18 protein-coding genes and 3 tRNA genes are annotated in these 21,323 nt (G+C 54.4%); 12 read left to right on the top strand and 9 right to left on the bottom strand.

Annotated elements, in window-relative coordinates; all coding sequences use genetic code 11:
* Positions 1 to 131 precede the first annotated feature (131 nt).
* A complete protein-coding gene (locus FOY93_RS15965) occupies positions 132 to 1,838 on the top strand; it encodes a sensor histidine kinase (RefSeq protein WP_115875940.1) in 1,707 nt (568 codons plus the stop codon).
* Positions 1,839 to 1,841: 3 nt separating this feature from the next.
* Positions 1,842 to 2,573 carry a LytR/AlgR family response regulator transcription factor gene (locus FOY93_RS15970; protein WP_111965218.1) on the top strand — a complete coding sequence of 244 codons (732 nt, stop codon included), beginning with the start codon at positions 1,842 to 1,844 and terminating at the stop codon, positions 2,571 to 2,573.
* Between the two features lie 35 nt (positions 2,574 to 2,608).
* Here FOY93_RS15970 and glk read toward each other — a convergent pair whose 3' ends face one another.
* On the bottom strand, positions 2,609 to 3,574 hold the full coding sequence (glk, locus tag FOY93_RS15975) for a glucokinase (RefSeq protein WP_115875942.1): 966 nt from the start codon (positions 3,572 to 3,574) through the stop codon (positions 2,609 to 2,611).
* Between the two features lie 205 nt (positions 3,575 to 3,779).
* On the opposite strand from glk, the gene FOY93_RS15980 reads away from it, so the two are divergent.
* Positions 3,780 to 5,015 (top strand): ion channel protein, encoded by a 1,236-nt coding sequence (locus tag FOY93_RS15980; RefSeq protein ID WP_133294874.1) that lies wholly within the window; start codon positions 3,780 to 3,782, stop codon positions 5,013 to 5,015.
* Here FOY93_RS15980 and ipdC read toward each other — a convergent pair whose 3' ends face one another.
* A complete protein-coding gene (gene ipdC / locus FOY93_RS15985) occupies positions 5,016 to 6,674 on the bottom strand; it encodes an indolepyruvate decarboxylase (RefSeq protein ID WP_111965215.1) in 1,659 nt (552 codons plus the stop codon).
* 185 nt (positions 6,675 to 6,859) lie between these two features.
* Here ipdC and mgrA point away from each other — a divergent pair, with 185 nt between their 5' ends.
* Together mgrA and FOY93_RS15995 are read left to right on the top strand one after the other, a co-directional pair.
* Positions 6,860 to 7,858 (top strand): L-glyceraldehyde 3-phosphate reductase, encoded by a 999-nt coding sequence (mgrA, locus tag FOY93_RS15990; protein ID WP_143345376.1) that lies wholly within the window; start codon positions 6,860 to 6,862, stop codon positions 7,856 to 7,858.
* A gap of 127 nt (positions 7,859 to 7,985) precedes the next feature.
* Positions 7,986 to 8,327, top strand: coding sequence for a DUF2502 domain-containing protein (locus tag FOY93_RS15995; protein WP_111965213.1), 342 nt, complete (start codon positions 7,986 to 7,988; stop codon positions 8,325 to 8,327).
* Positions 8,328 to 8,359: 32 nt separating this feature from the next.
* On the opposite strand, the gene FOY93_RS16000 is transcribed toward FOY93_RS15995, so the two are convergent.
* On the bottom strand, positions 8,360 to 9,598 hold the full coding sequence (locus FOY93_RS16000; RefSeq protein ID WP_143345377.1) for an Nramp family divalent metal transporter: 1,239 nt from the start codon (positions 9,596 to 9,598) through the stop codon (positions 8,360 to 8,362).
* Positions 9,599 to 9,946: 348 nt separating this feature from the next.
* Here FOY93_RS16000 and FOY93_RS16005 point away from each other — a divergent pair, with 348 nt between their 5' ends.
* Positions 9,947 to 11,134 (top strand): NupC/NupG family nucleoside CNT transporter, encoded by a 1,188-nt coding sequence (locus FOY93_RS16005; RefSeq protein WP_008501591.1) that lies wholly within the window; start codon positions 9,947 to 9,949, stop codon positions 11,132 to 11,134.
* A 44-nt stretch (positions 11,135 to 11,178) separates the two neighbouring features.
* Here FOY93_RS16005 and FOY93_RS16010 read toward each other — a convergent pair whose 3' ends face one another.
* Positions 11,179 to 13,368: a sensor domain-containing phosphodiesterase gene (locus FOY93_RS16010; protein WP_115875946.1), complete on the bottom strand. Its 2,190-nt coding sequence runs from the start codon at positions 13,366 to 13,368 to the stop codon at positions 11,179 to 11,181.
* Positions 13,369 to 13,582: 214 nt separating this feature from the next.
* Positions 13,583 to 13,658: transfer RNA gene (locus FOY93_RS16015), tRNA-Ala, on the bottom strand.
* 217 nt (positions 13,659 to 13,875) lie between these two features.
* Between FOY93_RS16015 and FOY93_RS16020 the strand changes: the two genes are divergently transcribed.
* Both FOY93_RS16020 and FOY93_RS16025 read left to right on the top strand, forming a co-directional pair.
* Positions 13,876 to 14,238 carry a YfeC-like transcriptional regulator gene (locus FOY93_RS16020; RefSeq protein ID WP_115875947.1) on the top strand — a complete coding sequence of 121 codons (363 nt, stop codon included), beginning with the start codon at positions 13,876 to 13,878 and terminating at the stop codon, positions 14,236 to 14,238.
* Between the two features lies 1 nt (position 14,239).
* A complete protein-coding gene (locus FOY93_RS16025) occupies positions 14,240 to 14,632 on the top strand; it encodes a YfeC-like transcriptional regulator (RefSeq protein ID WP_136195529.1) in 393 nt (130 codons plus the stop codon).
* Positions 14,633 to 14,676: 44 nt separating this feature from the next.
* Here the strand turns inward: FOY93_RS16025 and gltX are convergent, their stop codons facing one another.
* Positions 14,677 to 16,092 (bottom strand): glutamate--tRNA ligase, encoded by a 1,416-nt coding sequence (gene gltX / locus FOY93_RS16030; protein ID WP_136195530.1) that lies wholly within the window; start codon positions 16,090 to 16,092, stop codon positions 14,677 to 14,679.
* Positions 16,093 to 16,350: 258 nt separating this feature from the next.
* On the opposite strand from gltX, the gene FOY93_RS16035 reads away from it, so the two are divergent.
* The 3 genes from FOY93_RS16035 (at position 16,351) to FOY93_RS16045 (ending at position 17,024) form a co-directional block, all read left to right on the top strand.
* A tRNA-Val gene (locus FOY93_RS16035) sits at positions 16,351 to 16,426 on the top strand.
* Positions 16,427 to 16,430: 4 nt separating this feature from the next.
* Positions 16,431 to 16,506, top strand: a tRNA-Lys gene (locus FOY93_RS16040).
* A 179-nt stretch (positions 16,507 to 16,685) separates the two neighbouring features.
* Positions 16,686 to 17,024, top strand: coding sequence for a FlxA-like family protein (locus tag FOY93_RS16045; RefSeq protein ID WP_111965208.1), 339 nt, complete (start codon positions 16,686 to 16,688; stop codon positions 17,022 to 17,024).
* Here FOY93_RS16045 and FOY93_RS16050 read toward each other — a convergent pair.
* Positions 17,015 to 17,956 carry a LysR family transcriptional regulator gene (locus FOY93_RS16050; RefSeq protein WP_111965207.1) on the bottom strand — a complete coding sequence of 314 codons (942 nt, stop codon included), beginning with the start codon at positions 17,954 to 17,956 and terminating at the stop codon, positions 17,015 to 17,017. The two genes, FOY93_RS16045 and FOY93_RS16050, sit on opposite strands and share 10 nt — an antisense overlap.
* A gap of 89 nt (positions 17,957 to 18,045) precedes the next feature.
* On the opposite strand from FOY93_RS16050, the gene FOY93_RS16055 reads away from it, so the two are divergent.
* Positions 18,046 to 19,041, top strand: a complete 996-nt coding sequence (locus FOY93_RS16055) for a bile acid:sodium symporter family protein (protein ID WP_111965206.1) — start codon at positions 18,046 to 18,048, stop codon at positions 19,039 to 19,041.
* On the opposite strand, the gene FOY93_RS16060 is transcribed toward FOY93_RS16055, so the two are convergent.
* Both FOY93_RS16060 and ligA read right to left on the bottom strand, forming a co-directional pair.
* Entirely contained in the window at positions 19,038 to 19,253 is a 216-nt protein-coding gene (locus tag FOY93_RS16060) for a DUF3820 family protein (protein WP_003861328.1), read from the bottom strand. The genes FOY93_RS16055 and FOY93_RS16060 overlap by 4 nt on opposite strands.
* Before the next feature lies 1 nt (position 19,254).
* Positions 19,255 to 21,270, bottom strand: coding sequence for an NAD-dependent DNA ligase LigA (gene ligA / locus FOY93_RS16065; RefSeq protein WP_143345378.1), 2,016 nt, complete (start codon positions 21,268 to 21,270; stop codon positions 19,255 to 19,257).
* Positions 21,271 to 21,323 lie beyond the last annotated feature (53 nt).

Raw genomic sequence — 21,323 nt, forward strand, 5'->3', positions numbered from 1 at the left:
CGTGTCCGTTACCGACAGACAATCCCCTTTAGAAATTATGGTTTTTCCTCATTTGATAAACCTGACGGATAGCTGGTCAATACGCGCCAGGTTTTTTATCATGGTTCTTTCCCGTTTTCCCAGGTCTACTCGTGCACGAAATATTTACTATGCTGCTGGCGGTTTTTGACCGTGCGGCATTAATGCTGATTTGCCTGTTCTTCCTCATTCGCATTCGCCTGTTTCGCGAGCTGTTGCACAAATCCGCACACTCGCCAAAAGAGCTGCTGGCCGTTACCGCTATCTTTTCCCTGTTCGCCCTGTTCAGCACCTGGTCAGGCGTGCCGGTAGAGGGTTCGCTGGTTAACGTGCGCATTATCGCCGTGATGTCCGGCGGAATTTTGTTTGGCCCGTGGGTGGGCGTCATCACCGGCGTGATTGCCGGAACCCATCGCTATCTGATTGATATCGGCGGCGTGACGGCGGTGCCCTGCTTTATCACCAGCATTATCGCCGGGGTGCTATCCGGCTGGATCAGCCGCAAAATCCCGAAAAAACAGCGCTGGCGCGCCGGGATCGTGGCGGGCATGGTGTGCGAAACGCTGACCATGATCCTGGTCGTTATCTGGGCCCCCACCACCGCGCTGGGGCTGGATATCGTCTCGAAAATCGGTATTCCGATGATTCTGGGCAGCGTGTGCATCGGCTTTATCGTGCTGCTGGTGCAAAGCGTTGAAGGCGAAAAAGAAGCAAGCGCCGCACGTCAGGCCAAGCTGGCGCTGGATATCGCCAACAAAACGCTGCCGCTCTTCCGTCACGTTAACGCGGAATCATTGCGTCAGGTCTGCGAGATCATTCGCCACGACATTCATGCTGACGCTGTCGCCATCACCAATATTGACCACGTGCTGGCCTACGTCGGCGTGGGGGAACACAACTATCGCGACAACGATGACACCATTAGCCCGACCACCAGACAGGCGATTAACTACGGTAAAATCATTATTAAAAACAATGATGAAGCCCACCGAACGCCGGAAATCCACTCCATGCTGGTGATCCCGCTGTGGGAGAAAGGCGTCGTGACGGGTACGCTGAAAATTTATTACTGCCACGCGCATCAGATCACCTCGACGCTGCAGGAGATGGCCATCGGCCTGTCGCAGATTATCTCGACTCAGCTGGAGGTTTCGCGGGCAGAACAGCTGCGTGAGATGGCAAATAAGGCAGAGCTTCGCGCGCTGCAGAGCAAAATCAATCCCCATTTCCTGTTTAACGCGCTGAACGCGATCTCCTCGTCCATTCGTCTTAATCCGGACACCGCGCGCCAGCTGATTTTTAATCTGTCGCGCTATCTGCGCTACAACATCGAGCTGAAAGATGACGAGCAGATCGACATCAAAAAAGAGCTGTATCAGATAAAAGACTACATCGCGATTGAGCAGGCGCGCTTTGGCGACAAGCTCACGGTCATTTACGATATTGATGAAGAGGTCAACTGCGTGATCCCGAGCCTGCTTATCCAGCCGCTGGTCGAAAACGCGATTGTTCACGGCATTCAACCCTGTAAAGGCAAAGGGGTGGTCACCATCAGCATCACCGAAAGCGGAAACCGGGTGCGGATTGCCGTGCGCGATACCGGCCACGGAATTGATCCTAAAGTCATTGAGCGCGTCGAGTCTAACGAGATGCCCGGAAATAAAATCGGCCTGCTGAACGTACACCACCGGGTCAAGCTGCTTTACGGCGATGGACTGCACATTCAGCGTCTTGAACCGGGCACCGAAATTGCTTTTTACGTCCCGAATGAGCGCTCTCCGGTCCATTCGACAACATCACTGTTGCCCCAGGTGGAGTAACCCATGAAAGTTATTATTGTCGAAGATGAAATTCTGGCTCAACAGGAGCTAACCTGGCTTATCAACACCCACAGCCAGATGGACATTGTGGGTACGTTTGATGACGGTCTGGACGTGTTGAAGTTTTTGCAGCATAACCGGGTCGACGCCATTTTTCTGGATATCAATATTCCGTCGCTGGATGGCGTATTGCTGGCGCAAAACATCAATCAGTTTGCCCATAAGCCGTTTATTGTGTTCGTTACCGCCTGGAAAGAGCACGCCGTAGAGGCCTTCGAGCTGGAGGCGTTTGACTATATCCTTAAGCCTTACCAGGAATCGCGGATTGTCAGCATGCTGCAAAAGCTGGAGGCCGCATGGCAGCAGCAGACAGCCCCTGCTAACGCCAGCCCAACGGTAAGGGACAACGACACCATCAATCTGGTCAAAGATGAGCGCATCATCGTGACGCCGGTCAATGATATCTACTATGCCGAAGCCCATGAAAAGATGACCTTTGTCTATACGCGGCGGGAATCTTACGTGATGGCGATGAACATCACCGAGTTTTGCAGCAAGCTGCCTGCGTCGCACTTTTTCCGCTGCCACCGCTCGTTCTGCGTGAATTTAAACAAGATCCGCGAGATCGAACCGTGGTTTAACAACACCTATATCTTGCGCCTGAAGGATCTGGATTTTCAGGTGCCGGTGAGCCGCAGCAAGGTGAAAGAGTTCCGCCAGCTTATGCACCTGTAAAGAAAAAGCCCTCTCCCGCGGGAGAGGGCCAAGCATCAGAGAATCTGACCGAGAACCTGACGCAGGTGGGCACCCGACCCCAGCAGGCCCGGGTTATCATGCACGATCAAATAAACCGGGATGTCCTGTACGTAGCTTCTGAATCGCCCTTTATCCTCAAACCCGCCGCGGAAGCCGGAGGCTTTGAAGAACTCCAGGAAGCGCGGCACAATTCCGCCCGCGATATAAACGCCCCCGAAGGTACCCAGCGTCAACGCAAGGTTGCCGCCGAAGCGTCCCATAATCACGCAGAACAGCGACAGGGCACGACGGCAGTCAATGCAGCTGTCCGCCAGCGCGCGTTCGGTAACGTCTTTTGGCTGTAGATTCTCCGGCAGACGACCGTCTGATTTCACAATCGCCCGGTACAGGTTCACCAGTCCCGGACCTGAAAGGACGCGCTCGGCGGAGACGTGGCCGATCTCAGCGCGCAATTCTTCGAGGATAATGCCCTCTTCTTCGCTGTTAGGCGCAAAGTCCACGTGACCACCTTCACCCGGCAGGCTCACCCAGCGCTGAGCGACATGCACCAGATGTGAAACGCCCAGGCCGGTACCGGCCCCGTAGACCGCAATCGGCTTACCCTCGACCGGTTCAGCGCCGCCAAACTGGATCAGATGCTCCGGCTTCAGCATCGGGATCGCCATGGACACCGCGGTGAAGTCATTGATGATTTCAAGATGCGCAAAGCCGAGGTTTTTTCTCATTTCGGCGATGGAGAATGCCCAGGTATGGTTGGTCATGGCGACCCAGTCGCCGGTTATCGGGCAGGCAATTGCGATGCAGCCATCTTCAACGCTCACCTGATGTTCTTCCAGATATACGCGGACAACGGCCTCAAGGCTTGGATAATCCAGCCCGGAATAGGTTTTCGCCCGGGAAATTTCACCACTACTTACATCGCATAATGCGAGGCGCGCGTTCGTGCCGCCCACATCACCTACCAACGCATACTTTGTCATTCTTCAACTGCTCCGCTAAAGTCAAAATAAATCTTTGGGACACTGTAAATTCAAGGCGTGATAACAACAACGACCGGAAGGTGAATGCCCGTGGATTATCGATCTTCGTCACAGAATAACTTTACCGTTTCAGCACCTTTTGCACTATTGCCATAAGGCTTAATGTGCAAAGTAACGTAATACCGTTTTGTACAAGGAAATCATCATGCTCCACCCGCGAGCCAGAACCATGCTATTGCTGGCCATTCCGGCGCTCATCATTGGCGTGGTTTCAAGTCTGGTGCTCATTGTCGTGATGAAAGTCGCGTCGGTGCTGCAAACACTATTATGGAACGCGCTTCCTGCAGGACTGGGCGTCCCCGTTGATTCTCCTGCCTGGATCGTTGGAATGCTGACGTTAACCGGTATAGCGGTGGGTCTGGTGATCCGTTTCAGTCCCGGCCATGCCGGCCCCGATCCGGCACAGGAACCGTTGATTGGTGCCCCGGTTGCGCCCTCGGCGTTGCCAGGGCTAATCATTGCGTTGATTCTGGGCCTTGCCGGCGGCGTCAGTCTGGGTCCTGAGCACCCGATTATGGCCGTGAATATTGGCCTGGCGGTTTTTCTCGGTTCACGCATTTTGCCTCGCGTCGGCGCGCTGGACTGGACCATTCTCGCCTCCGCAGGCACCATCGGGGCGCTTTTCGGCACGCCCGTTGCGGCAGCACTGATCTTTTCGCAGACGCTCAGTAGCAATAACGACGTCCCGCTGTGGGATAAGCTGTTTGCGCCGCTGATGGCCGCAGCAGCCGGGGCGTTGACCACCAGCCTGTTTTTCCATCCCCATTTTTCACTCTCCCTGCCCCACTACGGCCAGATGCAAATCGCTGATATTTTCAGCGGCGCCATCGTCGTCGCCATCGCCATTGCGCTGGGCATGGTGGCAGTGTGGTGCCTTCCACGTCTGCATCGGCTGATGCATAGACTCAAACACCCGGTGTTGATTCTGGGAGCCGGCGGTTTGATCCTCGGTATCTTAGGGGCAATCGGCGGGCCGGTGACGCTGTTCAAAGGTCTGGACGAGATGCAGCAGCTGGCCTTCAGCCAGGTATTTAGCGTCTCCGACTATCTGCTGTTTGCCGTAATCAAGCTGGCAGCGCTGGTGGTGGCGGCCGCCTGCGGTTTCCGCGGTGGACGCATCTTCCCGGCGGTCTTTGTCGGCGTCGCGCTGGGGCTGATGCTGCACGAGCATGTCGATGCGGTCCCTGCGGCGATTACCGTCTCTTGTTCTATTCTGGGGCTGGTTCTGGTGGTCACGCGCGACGCCTGGCTAAGCCTGTTTATGGCGGCTGTAGTCGTACCAGATTCGACGCTTTTCCCTCTGCTTTGTATCGTGATGTTGCCCGCCTGGCTCCTGCTGGCGGGCAAACCGATGATGATGGCCTGGCGAAACGACAAATAATCAGGCGCTATTGCGCGCTTCCAGCGCTTTGGTAATCGCCCCCAGCAGCGGCGGGATATCCGCTTTCGGCAGCATCACCTCAATCAGCGAGAGCCGCTCGTGGTGCGCCACTTTTTCAAGGACGTCCGCCAGCTGCTCCGCTTCACTGACCCGCCAGCACTGGGCCTGAGGATCAAGGCTCAGTGCCTGCGGGATTTGCGTCCAGTTCCATAGCGCAATGTCGTTATAGCGTTGCTCAGGCCCATGGATCGCTCTTTCCACCGTATACCCTTCGTTGTTAAGGACCAGAATGATGGGGTGTTGTTTATCCCGCAGCATCGAGCCGAGCTCCTGGATGGTGAGCTGCGCCGCGCCATCCCCCGTCAGGACAATCACGCGCCGGTTCGGGCAGGCCGTCTGTGCGCCAAATGCCGCCGCCAGCGTGTAACCGATCGATCCCCACAGCGGCTGGACGATAAAATTCACGTCCGCCGGCAGACGAAGGTCGATCGCGCCGAAGGCCGAGGTGCCCTGATCCGCAAGAATGATGTCTCCCGGACGAATAAACGTCTGCAGCGTTTGCCAGAAATTCGCCTGCGTCAGCGAGCCATCCGGCTGCGGGTAGGCCATCAAGTTTTGAGAGGACGGTACGGGCGTACCGTGCACGTGCTGTTTACACAGCTCCACCAGCGTTTCGATTGCCTGAAGCATGGGGATGCCGGTAAACCAGATATCACCAACGCGTGAAGCATGAGGCTGAACTTCTATCGTTTGTGCCGGGGTGAGCTGATGCGTGAAGCCGGCGGTAAGGGTATCGGTAAATCGCGTCCCGATGCACAGCACGATATCAGCCCCTTCAATCGCCTCTTTTACCGCGCCAGCGCTCGCCGATCCGCTGTAGGTGCCGTAAAAACCAGCGTGACGTTCGTCAAATATTCCTTTGCCCATCAGCATGGTGGCATGTGCCATCGGCACGTCTTTAACCCATTTCTGTAGCGCATGCTTCAGGCCATGGCGCAGGACAAGGAAATCGGCCAGCAGCGCAGTACGCTTGCTTCTGGCAAGCTTGTTCTCAGCGGCCTCCCGGAACGCTTTCAGGCAGGCGCTATCGGCATGCGCATGGCGGAGCGTGAGAGCGCTTACAGGAGGCGTGGCGGCCTTTTTTGCCACGTCGGCAGGCAACATCAGATAGCCGGGGCGACGCTCCCGGAGCATAGTGGTTAACACCCGGTCGATTTCATAGCAGGCGTTTTGTTCGGTCAGGATCGCCTGTGCAGCAGTAATCGGCTCGCTCATATGATAAAAATGACGAAACTCACCGTCGCCCAGCGTGTGGTGCAGTAGCTCCCCTCTTTGCTGTGACGCCATACCCGGCGCCCCCACAATATGCAGTACCGGAACATGTTCGGCATAGCTGCCCGCAATGCCGTTCATGGCGCTTAACTCTCCTACGCCAAATGTCGTCAGCAGCGCGGCGAAGCCCTTACATCGGGCATATCCGTCCGCGGCATAAGAGGCGTTTAACTCGTTGGCACAGCCCACCCAGCAGATATCGGGGCTGTCTATCACGTGGTCGAGAAACTGCAGGTTATAGTCGCCCGGCACGCCAAACAGATGATCGGCTCCACAATCTGTAAGACGGTCCAGCAGGTAATCGGCGACGCAGTATGGGGTACGCATGAACAGGTATCCTTCTAATGTTGACCTCACCTTGAGTATTAAATAAGCGTGATGGCTGTCCAGAATTGGCGATAAGAAGGACATGGAAAGAATGCTTTACAAAAAAGGCTGCGCTATGCTGCTTTTTTTCACGTAAATGTAAACGCATACACTGATTTTACACTTCAGCGCCAGAGGTTACGAAAATGGGTTATCAGCCGGACAAAAATCGTTACGGGACAATGGAGTATCGCCGCTGTGGGCAAAGCGGGCTCAGGTTGCCCGCCATCTCGCTCGGGCTGTGGCATAACTTCGGTGATACCACCCTTATCGAAAACAGCCGTCAACTTTTACAGCGTGCGTTCGATCTGGGCATTACGCATTTCGACCTTGCCAACAACTATGGCCCGCCACCGGGATCGGCCGAACGTAATTTCGGCCGTATTTTACAGGAGGACTTCCTGCCCTGGCGCGACGAGCTAATCATCTCAACCAAAGCGGGCTATACCATGTGGGAGGGTCCTTACGGCGACTGGGGGTCACGCAAATACCTGCTGGCAAGCCTCGATCAAAGCCTGAAGAGGATGGGGCTGGAGTATGTGGATATCTTCTATCATCACCGTCCTGACCCGCAGACGCCGCTGCTGGAAACCATGAAAGCGCTTGACCATGCGGTGCGTCAGGGGAAGGCTCTGTATGTTGGATTATCCAACTACCCCGCTGAACTGGCCCGCAAGGCGATTGATATCCTTGACGATCTCGGTACGCCCTGCCTGATCCACCAGCCGAAATATTCCCTGTTTGAGCGTGCGCCGGAAGAAGAATTGCTGGACGTGCTGCAGGAAAAAGGAGTCGGCTGTATTCCCTTCTCGCCGCTGGCCGGTGGGCAACTGACCAACCGCTATCTGAACGGCATTCCCACAGACTCACGCGCGGCAAGCGGCAGTCAGTTCCTTAACCCCGACCAGCTCACCGAAGAGAAGCTGGAGAAGATTAGAAAGCTGAACGCCATGGCGGAAGAGCGCGGCCAGAAGCTGTCCCAGATGGCGCTGGCCTGGGTATCACGTCATGAGAGTGTGACCTCAGTGCTGATTGGGGCGAGTAAAGCGGCTCAAATTGATGACGCCGTGGGGATGCTGGCAAACCGCCATTTCTCTGTGGATGAGTTGGCCCGTATAGACGCGATCCTGAGCAGTTCAATATAAAACCGTTTTTAGCAAAAAGTGCTCTCCCCCAGGAATTCGGAGTTGAGGCGATGATACGAAGCTTTACCAACTCGTAAAATTGCGTTAACAGGCCCACCTAAGGCCCCGATCGTGAAGGAGAAAGAGTATGTTCAGGTCACTGATTCTTGCAGCGGTATTACTGGCTTCGGCGCCGCTGATCGCCACTGCGGGCGAAATCACCCTGTTGCCATCAGTAAAATTACAAATTGGCGATCGTGACGACTACGGCAGATACTGGGACGGCGGCTACTGGCGCGACCGTGACTACTGGCACCGTCATTATGAATGGCGCGGCGATCGCTGGTGGAAACATGATAACGGCAGACACCGCGGCTGGTATAAAGACAACGCGTATGAGCGCGGCTACCGTGAAGGCTGGAACGATCGTGACGACCGTCGCGGCGGCTGGGGTCGCGGGAAAGGTCATGGTCACGGCCATCACCACTAATAAAAAAGGAGCCATGGAGGCTCCTTTTTTTGTTAAAGACCCAGTGCGGTTCCCACCAACAACCACAGGTTCAGCGCAACGACCACCACCACGATGGCCCATCCGGTTCGTTTTACCAGCGTTGAGTTAGCCAGCTCGCCCATCAGAGTTTTGTTGCTGGTAAAGATCAGCAGCGGCACCAGCGCCAGCGCGATACCAAAACTCAGCAGAACCTGGCTCATGACCAGAATTCGCGTTGGGTCGAGACCCATCAGAATCACCACAAATGACGGTAGCATGGTGACGGAGCGACGAACCCACAGCGGAATGTGGAAGCGGACAAACCCCTGCATCACAACCTGGCCTGCCAGCGTGCCCACCACCGTAGAAGAGAGGCCGGCAGCTACCAGGCTGAGACCAAATATCGTGGCGGCAGCATGGCTCAGTAACGGCTCCAGCGTGAGATACGCCTGGTCGAGATCGGCAATACCGGTATGACCGTTAAAGTGGAAAGCCGCGGCTGCAGTCGCCATCATCGCCAGGTTTACAAACCCTGCGATGGTCATAGCGATCGCGACGTCCCACTTGGTAGCGGAGTAACGCTCTTTACGCGTCCCACCGTGGAGATGCTGCGTCAGCGAGGAGTGCAAATAAATCACGTGCGGCATGATGGTCGCCCCGAGCACCCCGGCGGCCAGGAACACCGCTTCCGACGTTGGCAGGCTTGGGATCGCCATCCCTTTACCGAGCTGTGCCAGATTCGGCTGTGAGAAAATCAGCTCGACAATGTAGGCCGCCGCCACAAAAAGCAGCAGACCACCAATCACCTTCTCCAGCGGCTTTTGACCCCGACGCTGCAGCATCAGGATGAGGAAAGTGGCAATCCCGGTCAGCACCGCCCCTTGCAACAGCGACACGCCCAGAATCAGCTTAAAGCCGATCGCTGCACCGATAAACTCAGCGAGGTCAGTGGCCATGGCGATGATTTCAGCCTGAACCCAGTAGAGCCAGACGGCGGGACGCGGGTAATGGTCGCGAATTTGCTCCGCCAGGTTTTTACCCGTCGCAATCCCCAGCTTTGCGGAGAGCATCTGAATCAGCATCGCCATCAGGTTAGCCCAGACGACCACCCACAGCAGCTTATAGCCGAAGCTGGCCCCGGCCTGAATATTGGTCGCAAAGTTTCCTGGATCGATATAGCCAATGGCAGCGATGAACGCAGGTCCCATTAATGCGAACCGCAACTTGCGCGCGGCTCTGCCACTGCTACCCTCTACGCGACTGTTTGTCATTTCTGCCTCTGAAATATAGCCTTTGCTATGTTTAATGCTATCAAAATGAGAATGATTATCAAGATCATTTATAAAGTTTGCAGTGATTTCTCTGATAGCTTTGAACGATAGACGGGCGGGTAAGTGGGGCGATCTAACCGAAACTGAAATCGCGCATGCTTTTGTGAAGACTAGCACACAAACTTAACTTTTCACGCATTTACCTAACATAACAAAAATGTATTGTGGATCACTATTTTTGAGACTCGTCACAGGATGTAACTATAGTGTGTCCTCGATCTCGTTTTCTTTTCGGTTGTTACATAGAATGTGCACGAAAATTAAACCTGCCTCATATTTGGAGCAAATATGGACCGCGTCCTTCATTTTGTCCTGGCACTTGTTGTCGTTACTGCACTTGCATTGCTGGTCAGCACAGACCGCAAAAAAATTCGTATCCGTTATGTTGTTCAACTGCTGGTCATTGAAGTTTTACTTGCGTGGTTCTTCCTGAACTCCAACGTAGGCCTCGGCTTCGTGAAAGGCTTCTCCGAAATGTTCGAAAAACTGCTCGGATTCGCCAACGAAGGGACCAACTTTGTCTTCGGTAAAATGAACGACGAAGGTCTGGCGTTCTTCTTCCTGAAGGTTCTCTGCCCTATCGTCTTCATCTCCGCGCTGATCGGTATTCTGCAGCACATCCGCGTTCTGCCGTTCGTGATTCGTGGAATTGGCTTCCTGTTATCCAAAGTGAACGGTATGGGCAAGCTGGAATCCTTCAACGCCGTCAGTTCCCTGATCCTCGGTCAGTCTGAGAACTTCATCGCGTATAAAGATATTCTCGGCAAGATGTCCCGCAACCGCATGTACACCATGGCGGCAACCGCAATGTCTACCGTTTCCATGTCTATCGTGGGCGCGTATATGACCATGCTGGAACCAAAATACGTGGTTGCTGCGCTGGTTCTGAACATGTTCAGCACCTTTATCGTTCTGTCGCTGATCAACCCGTACCGCGTTGACGCAAGCGAAGAGAACATTCAGATGTCAAACCTGCACGAAGGCCAGAGCTTCTTCGAAATGCTGGGTGAGTACATTCTGGCCGGTTTCAAAGTCGCGATTATCGTTGCCGCCATGCTGATCGGCTTCATTGCGCTGATTTCTGCGCTGAACGCCCTGTTCGCTGCGGTGCTGGGTATCTCCTTCCAGGGGATTCTGGGCTACATCTTCTATCCGGTTGCATGGGTGATGGGTGTTCCGGCTCACGAAGCGCTGCAGGTGGGCAGTATCATGGCAACCAAGCTGGTTTCTAACGAATTCGTTGCAATGATGGATCTGCAGAAAATTGCCAGTACGCTTTCTCCGCGTGCGGAAGGCATTCTCTCCGTGTTCCTGGTCTCCTTCGCGAACTTCTCGTCCATCGGGATTATCGCGGGTGCGATTAAAGGTCTGAACGAAGAACAGGGTAACGTGGTATCTCGCTTCGGCCTGAAACTGGTTTACGGCTCTACGCTGGTGAGCGTCCTGTCAGCGTCCATTGCGGCACTGGTCCTGTAACGTTTACCGTGAAACAAAAACCGGGAGCCAGGCTCCCGGTTTTTTTATGTCCGTAATTCTTCCAGCGGTTTGGGTTTGCCTATCAGGTAGCCCTGCAGGTAATCCACACCGAAGCGGAGCAGCATCTCCCGCTGCGCCGGTGTTTCCACATATTCCGCGACGACGCAGAGCGATTTTGTCTTTGCCAGATTACACATCGACTGCACAATCATTGCATCCATGTCGTCTGTACAAATGTCTTTCACAAAGCAGCCGTCGATTTTAATGATGTCCGCCTGCAGGCGTCTGAGACGCTCATAGTTAGCGTAGCCAGTACCAAAATCATCGATGGCAATACGGAAACCATACTCCCGCAATTGCTGAATATTGTTGATACTCGTGCCTGAATTTGAGAAAGCCTGCTCTTCAGTAATCTCAATCACGACTGCCTGAGGCGCAACGCCGTACCGTTCAAACAGCGCGCAAATCTCGGTCGCCACCTCTTTTTGCATCAGCGTCAGCGGCATCAGGTTGACGGAAAAACGGGCGCCAGCGTGCGTTGCAGGGTTATCGCGCAGCCACACCAGTAATTTTTCCATGACGCACATATCAAACCGGTGGCTGAGGTTGAACTGCGCAATCAGCGGAATAAAGCGGTCAGGGGTAATAATCTCCCCCTCGCTCTCCATTCGCGTCAGGATTTCATAGTACCCGCTCCCGTCCGCCTTCTGGATCGGCTGCGCATACAAATTAAACTGCCCCGCCTCAAGCGCATGCTTAATCCGGGCCAGCATCAGGACACGCTCTGTCGTTTGCCCTGATGCCACCTCAAGACTATTCGTGAGCGCGAGTACGTTTTGCTCTCCGCAGGCCTGTTCTGCCAGCCAGCTTAGCTGCCCCAGCGTGTGATGCAGTTTCTCACCGTCTTCGACCATTCCCCATGACGCGCCAAACTCAATATCCAGCCCGGTGTTGTTCCAGAAAATCTTATTGCTGTTGAGCCGATCGACCATATGCTGGAGACGTTCAGCAATTTCCGGCCCGAGCAAGACCAGCACCAACTCGCTTCCGGGCAGCTGGAAGAGCAGCTCATCTTTTTGCAGGAGCGGCTGAAGCGACGTGGCGATCGTTCGTTTGCAGTGGACCCGCATGATAATCCCGTAGTGGCGGCTCAAAAACTCCAGATTATCCATGCGCAAAATGCACACTTTGGCATCCGGATGAATTTCAAGGTAATCCTCCAGCGCACGAATATTAGGCAGACCGGTAAGAGGATCGGTCAGCGCCCTGTCCTGCCAGCCCCGCTTCAGCCACTCGCTGCGCTGGTAAATGCGAGACATGTAAAGCAAACAGATGGCGAAAGAGATCAGCACGGAGAGGATAAAGGAGAGCGAATGTCCCGATTCCACCCCGTTAAGGAAGTTGTAGTTGTATGTCAGCAGCAGGAGCGCTGAGGTGGCCCACAGCAGAGAAATCAACGCATAGGTCAGGCGGCTTATCGCTAAGGTAAAAAGAATAAATATCAGCGGCATCAAATAGCCCGCAATGACCGGTGACTCAAAAGGACCACATAAAATGACAAGAATGAAGCTTAAAAGCGCTAACCAGACAAAAATATATAATGGATTCTTGTGATAAAACATGGGCTTCACGCTTCGCCGCCAGAAGGTGACGGCATAACGAGGATTAATTATCATTCTTAGCGGGTAATAGAACATCATGGTAAAAATCAGCGCCGCGCATATCAGGCTTTGAATATCCACAACGTTATAAATTACCGTGCCTTCGCCGAAATAGGTCGAAATTGTCACCGGAAAATCAAAGAAATAGCCTGCCATATACATCGACAGCTTAATACCTAATGGCACGACAAAACCGAGCCAGAATATACGAAGCCCGATGTGTTTGTTAGGGATACTGTAGCGCCAGCGCTTGCCCAGCATAAGGCGTAGCAGGCCGCACCCCGCGAATAACGCAAAGGTCTGACAGAACAGTAAAACTGGATATTGTAGCGGCGCTAAATTAATATAGAATAAATTAGTGACAGTAAAACCTAACAGAATGGGAAGAATTGCTCTGCGCCCAAATATCAGAATTACCGCCAGCATAACGCTGAGTGGCAACCATGCTAAATAAACGTCGTGACCATTAACAATTGCGCGTGGAGAAAGATAACGGGAGACAGGTACCGCAATCAGGCAAAGTGCCAGGGCAATCATAAATATCTTTACATTATCATACGTTTTTTTATTCATTAATCAGGGACGTTATTTTCCAGGAGAATCATTGACCGGATAGATAATAGGTTTATTAATTGCGCGAATCAAGTTCAAGTCTATTTATAGACCGGTTTATTGATTACGATTGAGGTGAGGTACAGAAATACCTTCTTTTTGATAACAAAATGCGGTAAAGGGCGTTACAAACAGATAAAAAAAACCCCCGTCATTCGACGAGGGTTTACAATTTTGGTGGAGCTAAGCGGGATCGAACCGCTGACCTCTTGCATGCCATGCAAGCGCTCTCCCAGCTGAGCTATAGCCCCATCGTAAAGCTGTCATGTTGACGGGCGGCATAATATGAATTCCGCTGCGGAGTGTCAACGGCAAAATCAATTCCAGCTATTCAATCGCCGAAAAATCATGCAAATGAATCACTTTGCGAGCCTGCTCGCAGTCAGGAGTTAAGCCTGTCACGTTTTCACGTTAAAGGGTGCTATAAAATGAGCCGCTAATTATCCCCACAGATATTCAGGAAATTGCATGATCAAGGAACGAATGACGCCAGAAGAGTTAGCCCTCCTCACTGGCTATAGCCGACAGACCATCAATAAATGGGTACGCAAAGAGGGTTGGATTACGTCACCAAAGCCAGGCGTCCAGGGCGGGAAAGCGCGTCTGGTACATGTGAACGAAAAAGTCCGTGAATTTATCCGCAGTGCACGTCGGGCAAGCGAAACGTCCGAACTGCCAGAAGGCGTCAGTCATGATAGTTCACTTCACACCCTGCTCCTGACGCTAGCCAATGAAATGACGCCGGAAGAACAGAAGCAGATGACATCGCTATTACTGCGGGAAGGGATCACCGGATTATTGCAACGTTTAGGGATTCGCGATCGGGACTGACATGAAAAGATTACGGAGCAAAATGACCACGGAAGAGCTGGCGGAGAGTTTGGGCGTCGCCAGGCAAACGGTTAATCGTTGGATACGCCAGCAGGGATGGAAAACCGAAGGGCTCAACGGCGTGAAAGGCGGTCGCGCGCGACTCATTCATGTCGATGCGCGCGTGAAGGAACATATTATGAGCCTTCCGGCAATTCGTACCCCTCACGAGGTTTACCATCTCGCGGAGGCTACATCTTCCTACAATACCTCCTCTTCAAACCTGTATCCGGGCATTATTGAGACGCTGGAGAGTATGACTAAGCCGGAGCAGAAGCGTCTGGATGCGTTATTGAAGCGCGAAGGCATACACGGATTTCTTAAGCGTCTGGGTATTGCAGAAGAAGAAGCATAAACAAACGGCAGGTTCCCCTGCCGTTTGTTTTATCTGAGACGTTATTACTGCTGATTTTCTCGTTCAGCGATAAAGTCCAGCGCCTTGTTAATGCGCGCCACGCTGCGTGATTTGCCGATGGCATGAACCGTTACGTCCAGCGCCGGAGACTGACCCGCACCGGTCACCGCAACGCGCAGTGGCATACCGACTTTACCCATGCCGACTTCCAGCTCGTCTGCCGTCGCCTGAATGGCGTGATGCACATTCTCAGCGGTCCATTCGGTGAGCGCAGCCAGCTTGTCACGCACCACTTCCAGCGGCTGACGCGCAACCGGACGGAGATGTTTCTTCGCGGCATCCGCCTCGAACTCAGCAAACTCTTCATAGAAGTAGCGGCAGCTTTCAGCAATTTCTTTCAGAGTTTTGCAGCGCTCGCCGAGCAGTTTCACCAGATCCGCCAGCTCAGGGCCAGTGCGGGTATCAATATTTGCCTGCTCAATGTGCCACTGCAGGTAAGTCGCTACATATTCTGGCTGCATGGTATTGATGTAGTGATGGTTCAGCCACAGGAGCTTGTCGGTATTAAACGCGCTCGCTGATTTGCTGACAGAGCTCAGAGAGAACAGTTCGATCATCTCTTCGCGGCTGAAGATCTCCTGGTCACCGTGAGCCCAGCCCAGACGCACCAGATAGTTCAGCAGCGCTTCTGGCAGATAACCGTCATCGCGATACTGCATGACGCTAACCGCGCCGTGACGTTTAGACAGTTTTTTCCCGTCGTCGCCGTTGATCATGGAGACGTGCGCATAAACAGGCACAGGGGCGTTCAGCGCCTTCAGGATGTTGATCTGACGTGGCGTGTTGTTGATGTGGTCTTCACCACGGACAACGTGAGTAATTTCCATATCCCAGTCGTCAACCACCACGCAGAAGTTGTAGGTTGGGGAACCATCGGTGCGGCGGATGATCAGATCGTCCAGCTCCTGGTTGCTGAATTCGATCGGGCCACGGATCTGGTCGTCAAAGATCACAGACCCCTCTTGCGGGTTAGCAAAACGCACAACGCAAGGCTCATCAGCAGCATGCTCGCTGTGGTCATGGCGGCAGCGGCCGTCATAACGCGGCTTTTCACCATTCGCCATCTGCTCTTCGCGCAGCGCATCCAGACGCTCTTTGGAGCAATAGCACTTATACGCCGTGCCCGCGACCAGCATTTCATCAATGACGGCGTTATAGCGGTCAAAGCGTTTGGTCTGGAAATAAGGGCCTTCGTCCCATTCCAGATTCAGCCAGTTCATCCCATCCATAATGGCTTCAATTGCTTCCGGCGTGGAGCGCTCAAGATCGGTGTCTTCAATACGCAGCACGAACTCACCTTTGTTGTGGCGTGCGAAAAGCCAGGAATAGAGAGCGGTACGTGCACCACCGACGTGCAGATAGCCTGTCGGGCTCGGCGCGAAGCGAGTTTTGATTTTCATGAAATGGCCTTACGTTATAAAGATGCCGGCAATCGGCAAATCCTGGGGAAAAAACGATGGGCAATATTCTATCACTGTGCGGCGATTCCTCAATGTTGATCCCTTTATCGTGACCGAGTTTGCGATTTTTGTTTAGAAATCATGCGCCACAGCCCGTTTCGCGATCGTTTTGCTTAATTTTACGACGAACGAATAAAAACTTTAGAAAATGCGTTGACTCATTTTCAACTCTCCCTATAATGCGACTCCACACAGCGGGGGTGATTAGCTCAGTTGGTAGAGCATCTCCTTTACACGGAGGGGGTCGGCGGTTCGAGCCCGTCATCGCCCACCATTTCGGGTCGTTAGCTCAGTTGGTAGAGCAGTTGACTTTTAATCAATTGGTCGCAGGTTCGAATCCTGCACGACCCACCAATGTAAAAAGGCGCCCTAAAGGCGCCTTTTTGCTATCCGCAGTTTGTCTACTTCCCTGCCTTCAACGTCGCAATCAATACTGATTGTGTATCGATGCAACTCCCTGCCAGATATGGCAGTTTTGCTCAAGCTAATCCCATTGGTGCCGATACCTCTGTTTTATAACGCGAGGAAAAAGTATGACGACCATTCAGGCTTCAACCCAACAGATTCAAACCAGCGGCGCGAGTGGAACTTCGAGCAGTAACGATATCTCTGCGCAAATCACCCGCATTCTCGACAAGATCAAAAAACTGACCCAGCAGTTAAAAGAGCTGTCGAACAGCCCCATCAGCACCGACGAGAAGAAAAAGCAGCAGGAACTTATTCAGACCCAGCTCAAAGTGCTGCAGGCTCAGCTCGCGGCGCTGCAGCGCCAGCAGGCCGAAGAGGCCCAGAAGAAGCAGGAACAAAAACTGGGCAAAGTGGAAGGCGTGAATAGCCCGTCAGACAATAATCAGATTGATATCTACATCTGATCTTCTGATGCGTTAAACAGTGGGTCGCGTATGCGGGCTTCGGTTAATCGTTGTGCCTGGATACGCACCACTTCCCAGATAGCCTGCGCCGCCCCCGAGAGTGAACGATTTTTTCGCCGCACCAGCATCAGCTTTCGCTCGACAACGGGCGTTAATCGCCTGACGGCCAGTCTGCTTCCCTGCGGCAGGGGGAGCGCCAGGGCGGGCAATACGCTGATGCCAATGCCGGCTTCCACCATGGGAAACAGCGTCGCCGGGTGACCAATCTCCTGCACGATTGTTGCCTTTACGCCCTGATTCATCAGCGCGGAATCAATCAACGGACGGCTGCCCGAGGCATAATCCTGTAATACCAGATTCGCGCCCTGCAGGGACTGCCAGCTGACCTCCGGCAACGAGGCCAGCGGATCGTCGTCACGGCAGAGCAGCAAAAAAGGCTCAGAAAGTACGCTTTCGCACGCCAGATCGCTTGCCTGACCGGGATCGATAACAATACCAAAATCGACATCCCCCTGGCGGATGCTCTCCAGCACCCACTGTTGCGGCCTGTCATGCAGCACAAAATCAATGTCCGGGTAGCGATGGCTTCCCTCGGCAATACACTGAGGTATAAGGTGTGCGGATATCGTCTGGCTGGCCGCGACCCGCACGGTACCCGAAAGCTGCTGGCCCAGCCTCCCCACGTCTCTGAGCGTGCTGTTGAGCTCATCCAGCAACCGTTCAAGGCGCAGAGCGAGCTGCTGCCCCGCTTCGGTCAGCACCACTTCGCGCGTGGTTCGGTCAAGTAACCGGACGCCAGTCTGATTTTCCAGTTCTTTCACGCTGTGGCTAACCGCCGACTGGCTCAGGCCAATCATCTCTCCTGCCCGGCTAAAGCTACGAGCCTGCGCCACGGTGACAAAAACACGAAGCTGACGTAGTGAATAATTCATCTTTTTAATTCATGAATGGATGCAATAAATCAATTTTATTTCTCAAATGGAAAAAAGCACAATAGCGACATCTGTTTTCAGGAGTCATTATGAAACTATTTCGTATTGTTGATCCGTTTACGCTCACCCTGGTAGTTACCGTTTTACTGGCCTCTTTCTTCCCCGCTCGCGGCGGTTTCGTCCCGTTTTTTGAAGGGCTGACGACGGCCGCCATCGCGCTACTGTTCTTTATGCACGGCGCAAAGCTCTCCCGCGAAGCCATTATCGCGGGCGGTAGCCACTGGCGACTACACCTGTGGGTGATGTGCAGCACGTTCATTCTGTTCCCGATCCTCGGGGTGCTGTTTGCCTGGTGGGCGCCGGTTAACGTCGACCCGGCGCTTTACACCGGTTTCCTGTATCTCTGTATTCTTCCGGCCACGGTGCAGTCCGCCATTGCCTTTACCTCTCTCGCGGGAGGGAACGTGGCGGCCGCGGTCTGCTCGGCATCGGCATCCAGCCTGCTGGGGATTTTCGTCTCCCCGCTGCTGGTAGGCCTGCTGATGAACATGCACGGTGCGGAAGGTAACCTTGAGCAGGTGGGCAAAATCTGTCTGCAGCTGCTGCTGCCGTTTGTCCTGGGCCATCTCTCCCGACCGTGGACCGGCGCGTTTGTGGCGAAGCATAAAAAATGGATTTCAAAAACCGACCAGACCTCGATTCTGCTGGTGGTTTACTCCGCCTTTAGCGAAGCGGTCGTGAACGGGATCTGGCACAAGGTGGGGGCAGGCTCGCTGCTGTTTATCGTGGTGGTCAGCATCGTCCTGCTGGCGATTGTGATTGCGGTAAACGTCTTTGTGGCACGCAAGTGCGGCTTCAACAAAGCGGATGAAATCACGATTGTGTTCTGCGGTTCGAAGAAGAGCCTGGCGAACGGCATCCCGATGGCCAACATTCTGTTCCCGACCTCGGTGATTGGGATGATGGTGCTGCCGCTGATGATTTTCCACCAGATCCAGCTGATGGTCTGCGCGGTGCTGGCGCGTCGCTACAAGCGCCAGACCGAAAAGCTGGCGCAGGAAGAGACCCGCGCCGCCAAGGCTTAAGGACGTTTCAGGGGCTGCACCAGCTGGGTCAGCCCCTCGGTTTTGATCAATAACGTGATAGCCATCAGCTCGCCCAGTCGCCCTGCCGGAAATTCATCCTTACGGGCAAACCACAGCAGATACTCCTCCGGCAAATCAATCAGCCTGCGGCCCTTGTATTTACCAAACGGCATCTCCGTATTGGCGATCTCAACGAGCTGCTCTTTCTCCACGTTACTCTCCTAACAGACGCATCATTTCCGCTTCGTCGATAACCGCAATGCCGAGCTCCTGGGCTTTCGCCAGCTTCGAACCCGCCGCTTCACCGGCGATCACCAGGTCGGTTTTCTTCGACACGCTGCCCGCCACTTTTGCCCCCAGCGCCACCAGACGTGCTTTGGCATCGTCGCGTGAAAGCTGGCTCAGACTGCCGGTCAGCACCACCGTTTTACCGGCGAACGGGCTGTCGATCTCTTCAGCGTTAACCACCACCGGCGCGGGCCATTTAATGCCCTCTTCCAGCAGTTCGCCGATGACGTTACGGTTGCTCTCTTCGGCGAAGAAGTTAAAGACGTGCGTGGCGACGACAATACCTACGTCCGGGACTTTCTGCAGCTCCTCGATGCTCGCCTTTTCCAGCGCCTCCAGCGTACCAAAGTATGCTGCCAGACCTGCTGCGGTTGCTTCACCCACTTCACGAATGCCCAGCGCGTAGAGGAAACGGGCGAAAGTCGTCTCTTTTGCGGCTTCCAGCGCGGTAACCACATTCTGGGCAGACTTTGGTCCCATGCGGTCCAGACCGGTCAGTTTACCAGAGGTCAACCTGAAGAGGTCCGCTGGCGTGTGGACATACTCTTTCTCAACCAGCTGATCGATAATCTTGTCGCCCATGCCGTCAACGTCCATTGCGCGACGGGAAACGAAGTGCTTCAGTGACTCTTTACGCTGCGCGCCACAGATTAAGCCCCCCGTACAGCGGGCCACCGCTTCACCTTCCACACGCTCAACGTCCGAACCACACACCGGGCAATGGGTTGGGAAGACAACCTCGCGCGTATCATCAGGACGTTCTGACTCCACAACGTTAACCACCTGCGGGATCACGTCCCCTGCGCGGCGAATCACCACTTTGTCACCAATGCGCAGGCCCAGGCGTTCGATTTCATCGGCGTTGTGCAGCGTGGCGTTACTCACCAGCACGCCCGCCACCTGCACCGGTTCCAGACGGGCGACCGGTGTAATAGCCCCCGTTCGACCGACCTGGAACTCCACGTCGCGAACGAAGGTCATCTGCTCCTGGGCAGGGAACTTAAACGCCACCGCCCAGCGCGGCGCGCGCGCCACAAAGCCCAGCTGCTCCTGCAGCGTCAGTGAATTCACCTTGATGACGACGCCATCAATATCAAAACCGAGCGTCGGACGGTCCTCTTCCACCTTGTGGTAGAACGCCAGTACCGCTTCCGGCGAGTCGCAGAGCTGGACGCGATTGCTTACCGGCAGGCCCCACGCTTTAAACTGCAGCAGGCGTCCGAGGTGCGTATTCGGCAACTCGCCGCCCTCTAGAATACCCACACCGTAGCAGAAGAAAGTAAGCGGTCGCTTCGCGGTAATACGTGGGTCGAGCTGGCGCAGCGAGCCCGCCGCCGCATTACGCGGGTTAGCAAACACTTTCCCGCCGGTGCGACGAGCCTCTTCGTTAATTTTCTCGAAGCCCGCCTGCGGCAGGAACACTTCGCCGCGCACTTCCAGACGTGCAGGAATGTTGTCACCCTGCAGCCTCAGAGGGATCGCGCGGATGGTACGCACGTTGGTGGTGATGTCTTCGCCCGTCGTGCCGTCGCCACGCGTCGCGGCACGCACCAGCACGCCGTTTTCATAGAGAAGACTGACCGCCAGGCCATCCAGCTTCAGCTCGCAGCACCAGGTGAGAGAGTCGCTGCTTTTCAGGCGATCCTGCACGCGCTTGTTAAACGCGAGGAAGCTCTCTTCATCGAAGACGTTATCCAGCGACAGCATCGGCACTTCATGACGCACCTGGCTGAAAGCGCCCAGCGGCTCAGCGCCGACGCGCTGGGTGGGGGAATCCGGCGTGATGAGTTCAGGATGCTGCGCCTCTAGTTCGCGCAGCTCGCGCATCAGGCGGTCATACTCCGCATCCGGCACTTCCGGCGCGTCCATAACATGATAGAGGTATTCATGATGGCGAAGCGTGGTTCGCAGTTCAGTGAGTTGTTGTTCGATTGAGTCCATATCGCACCATCAATGAGAAAAAACCCCCGACATGCGGGGGTTGAGGAGGAGTT

It is taken from the genome of Enterobacter sp. 18A13 (genome assembly GCF_007035975.1).
Taxonomy (GTDB): Bacteria; Pseudomonadota; Gammaproteobacteria; order Enterobacterales; family Enterobacteriaceae; genus Enterobacter; species Enterobacter vonholyi.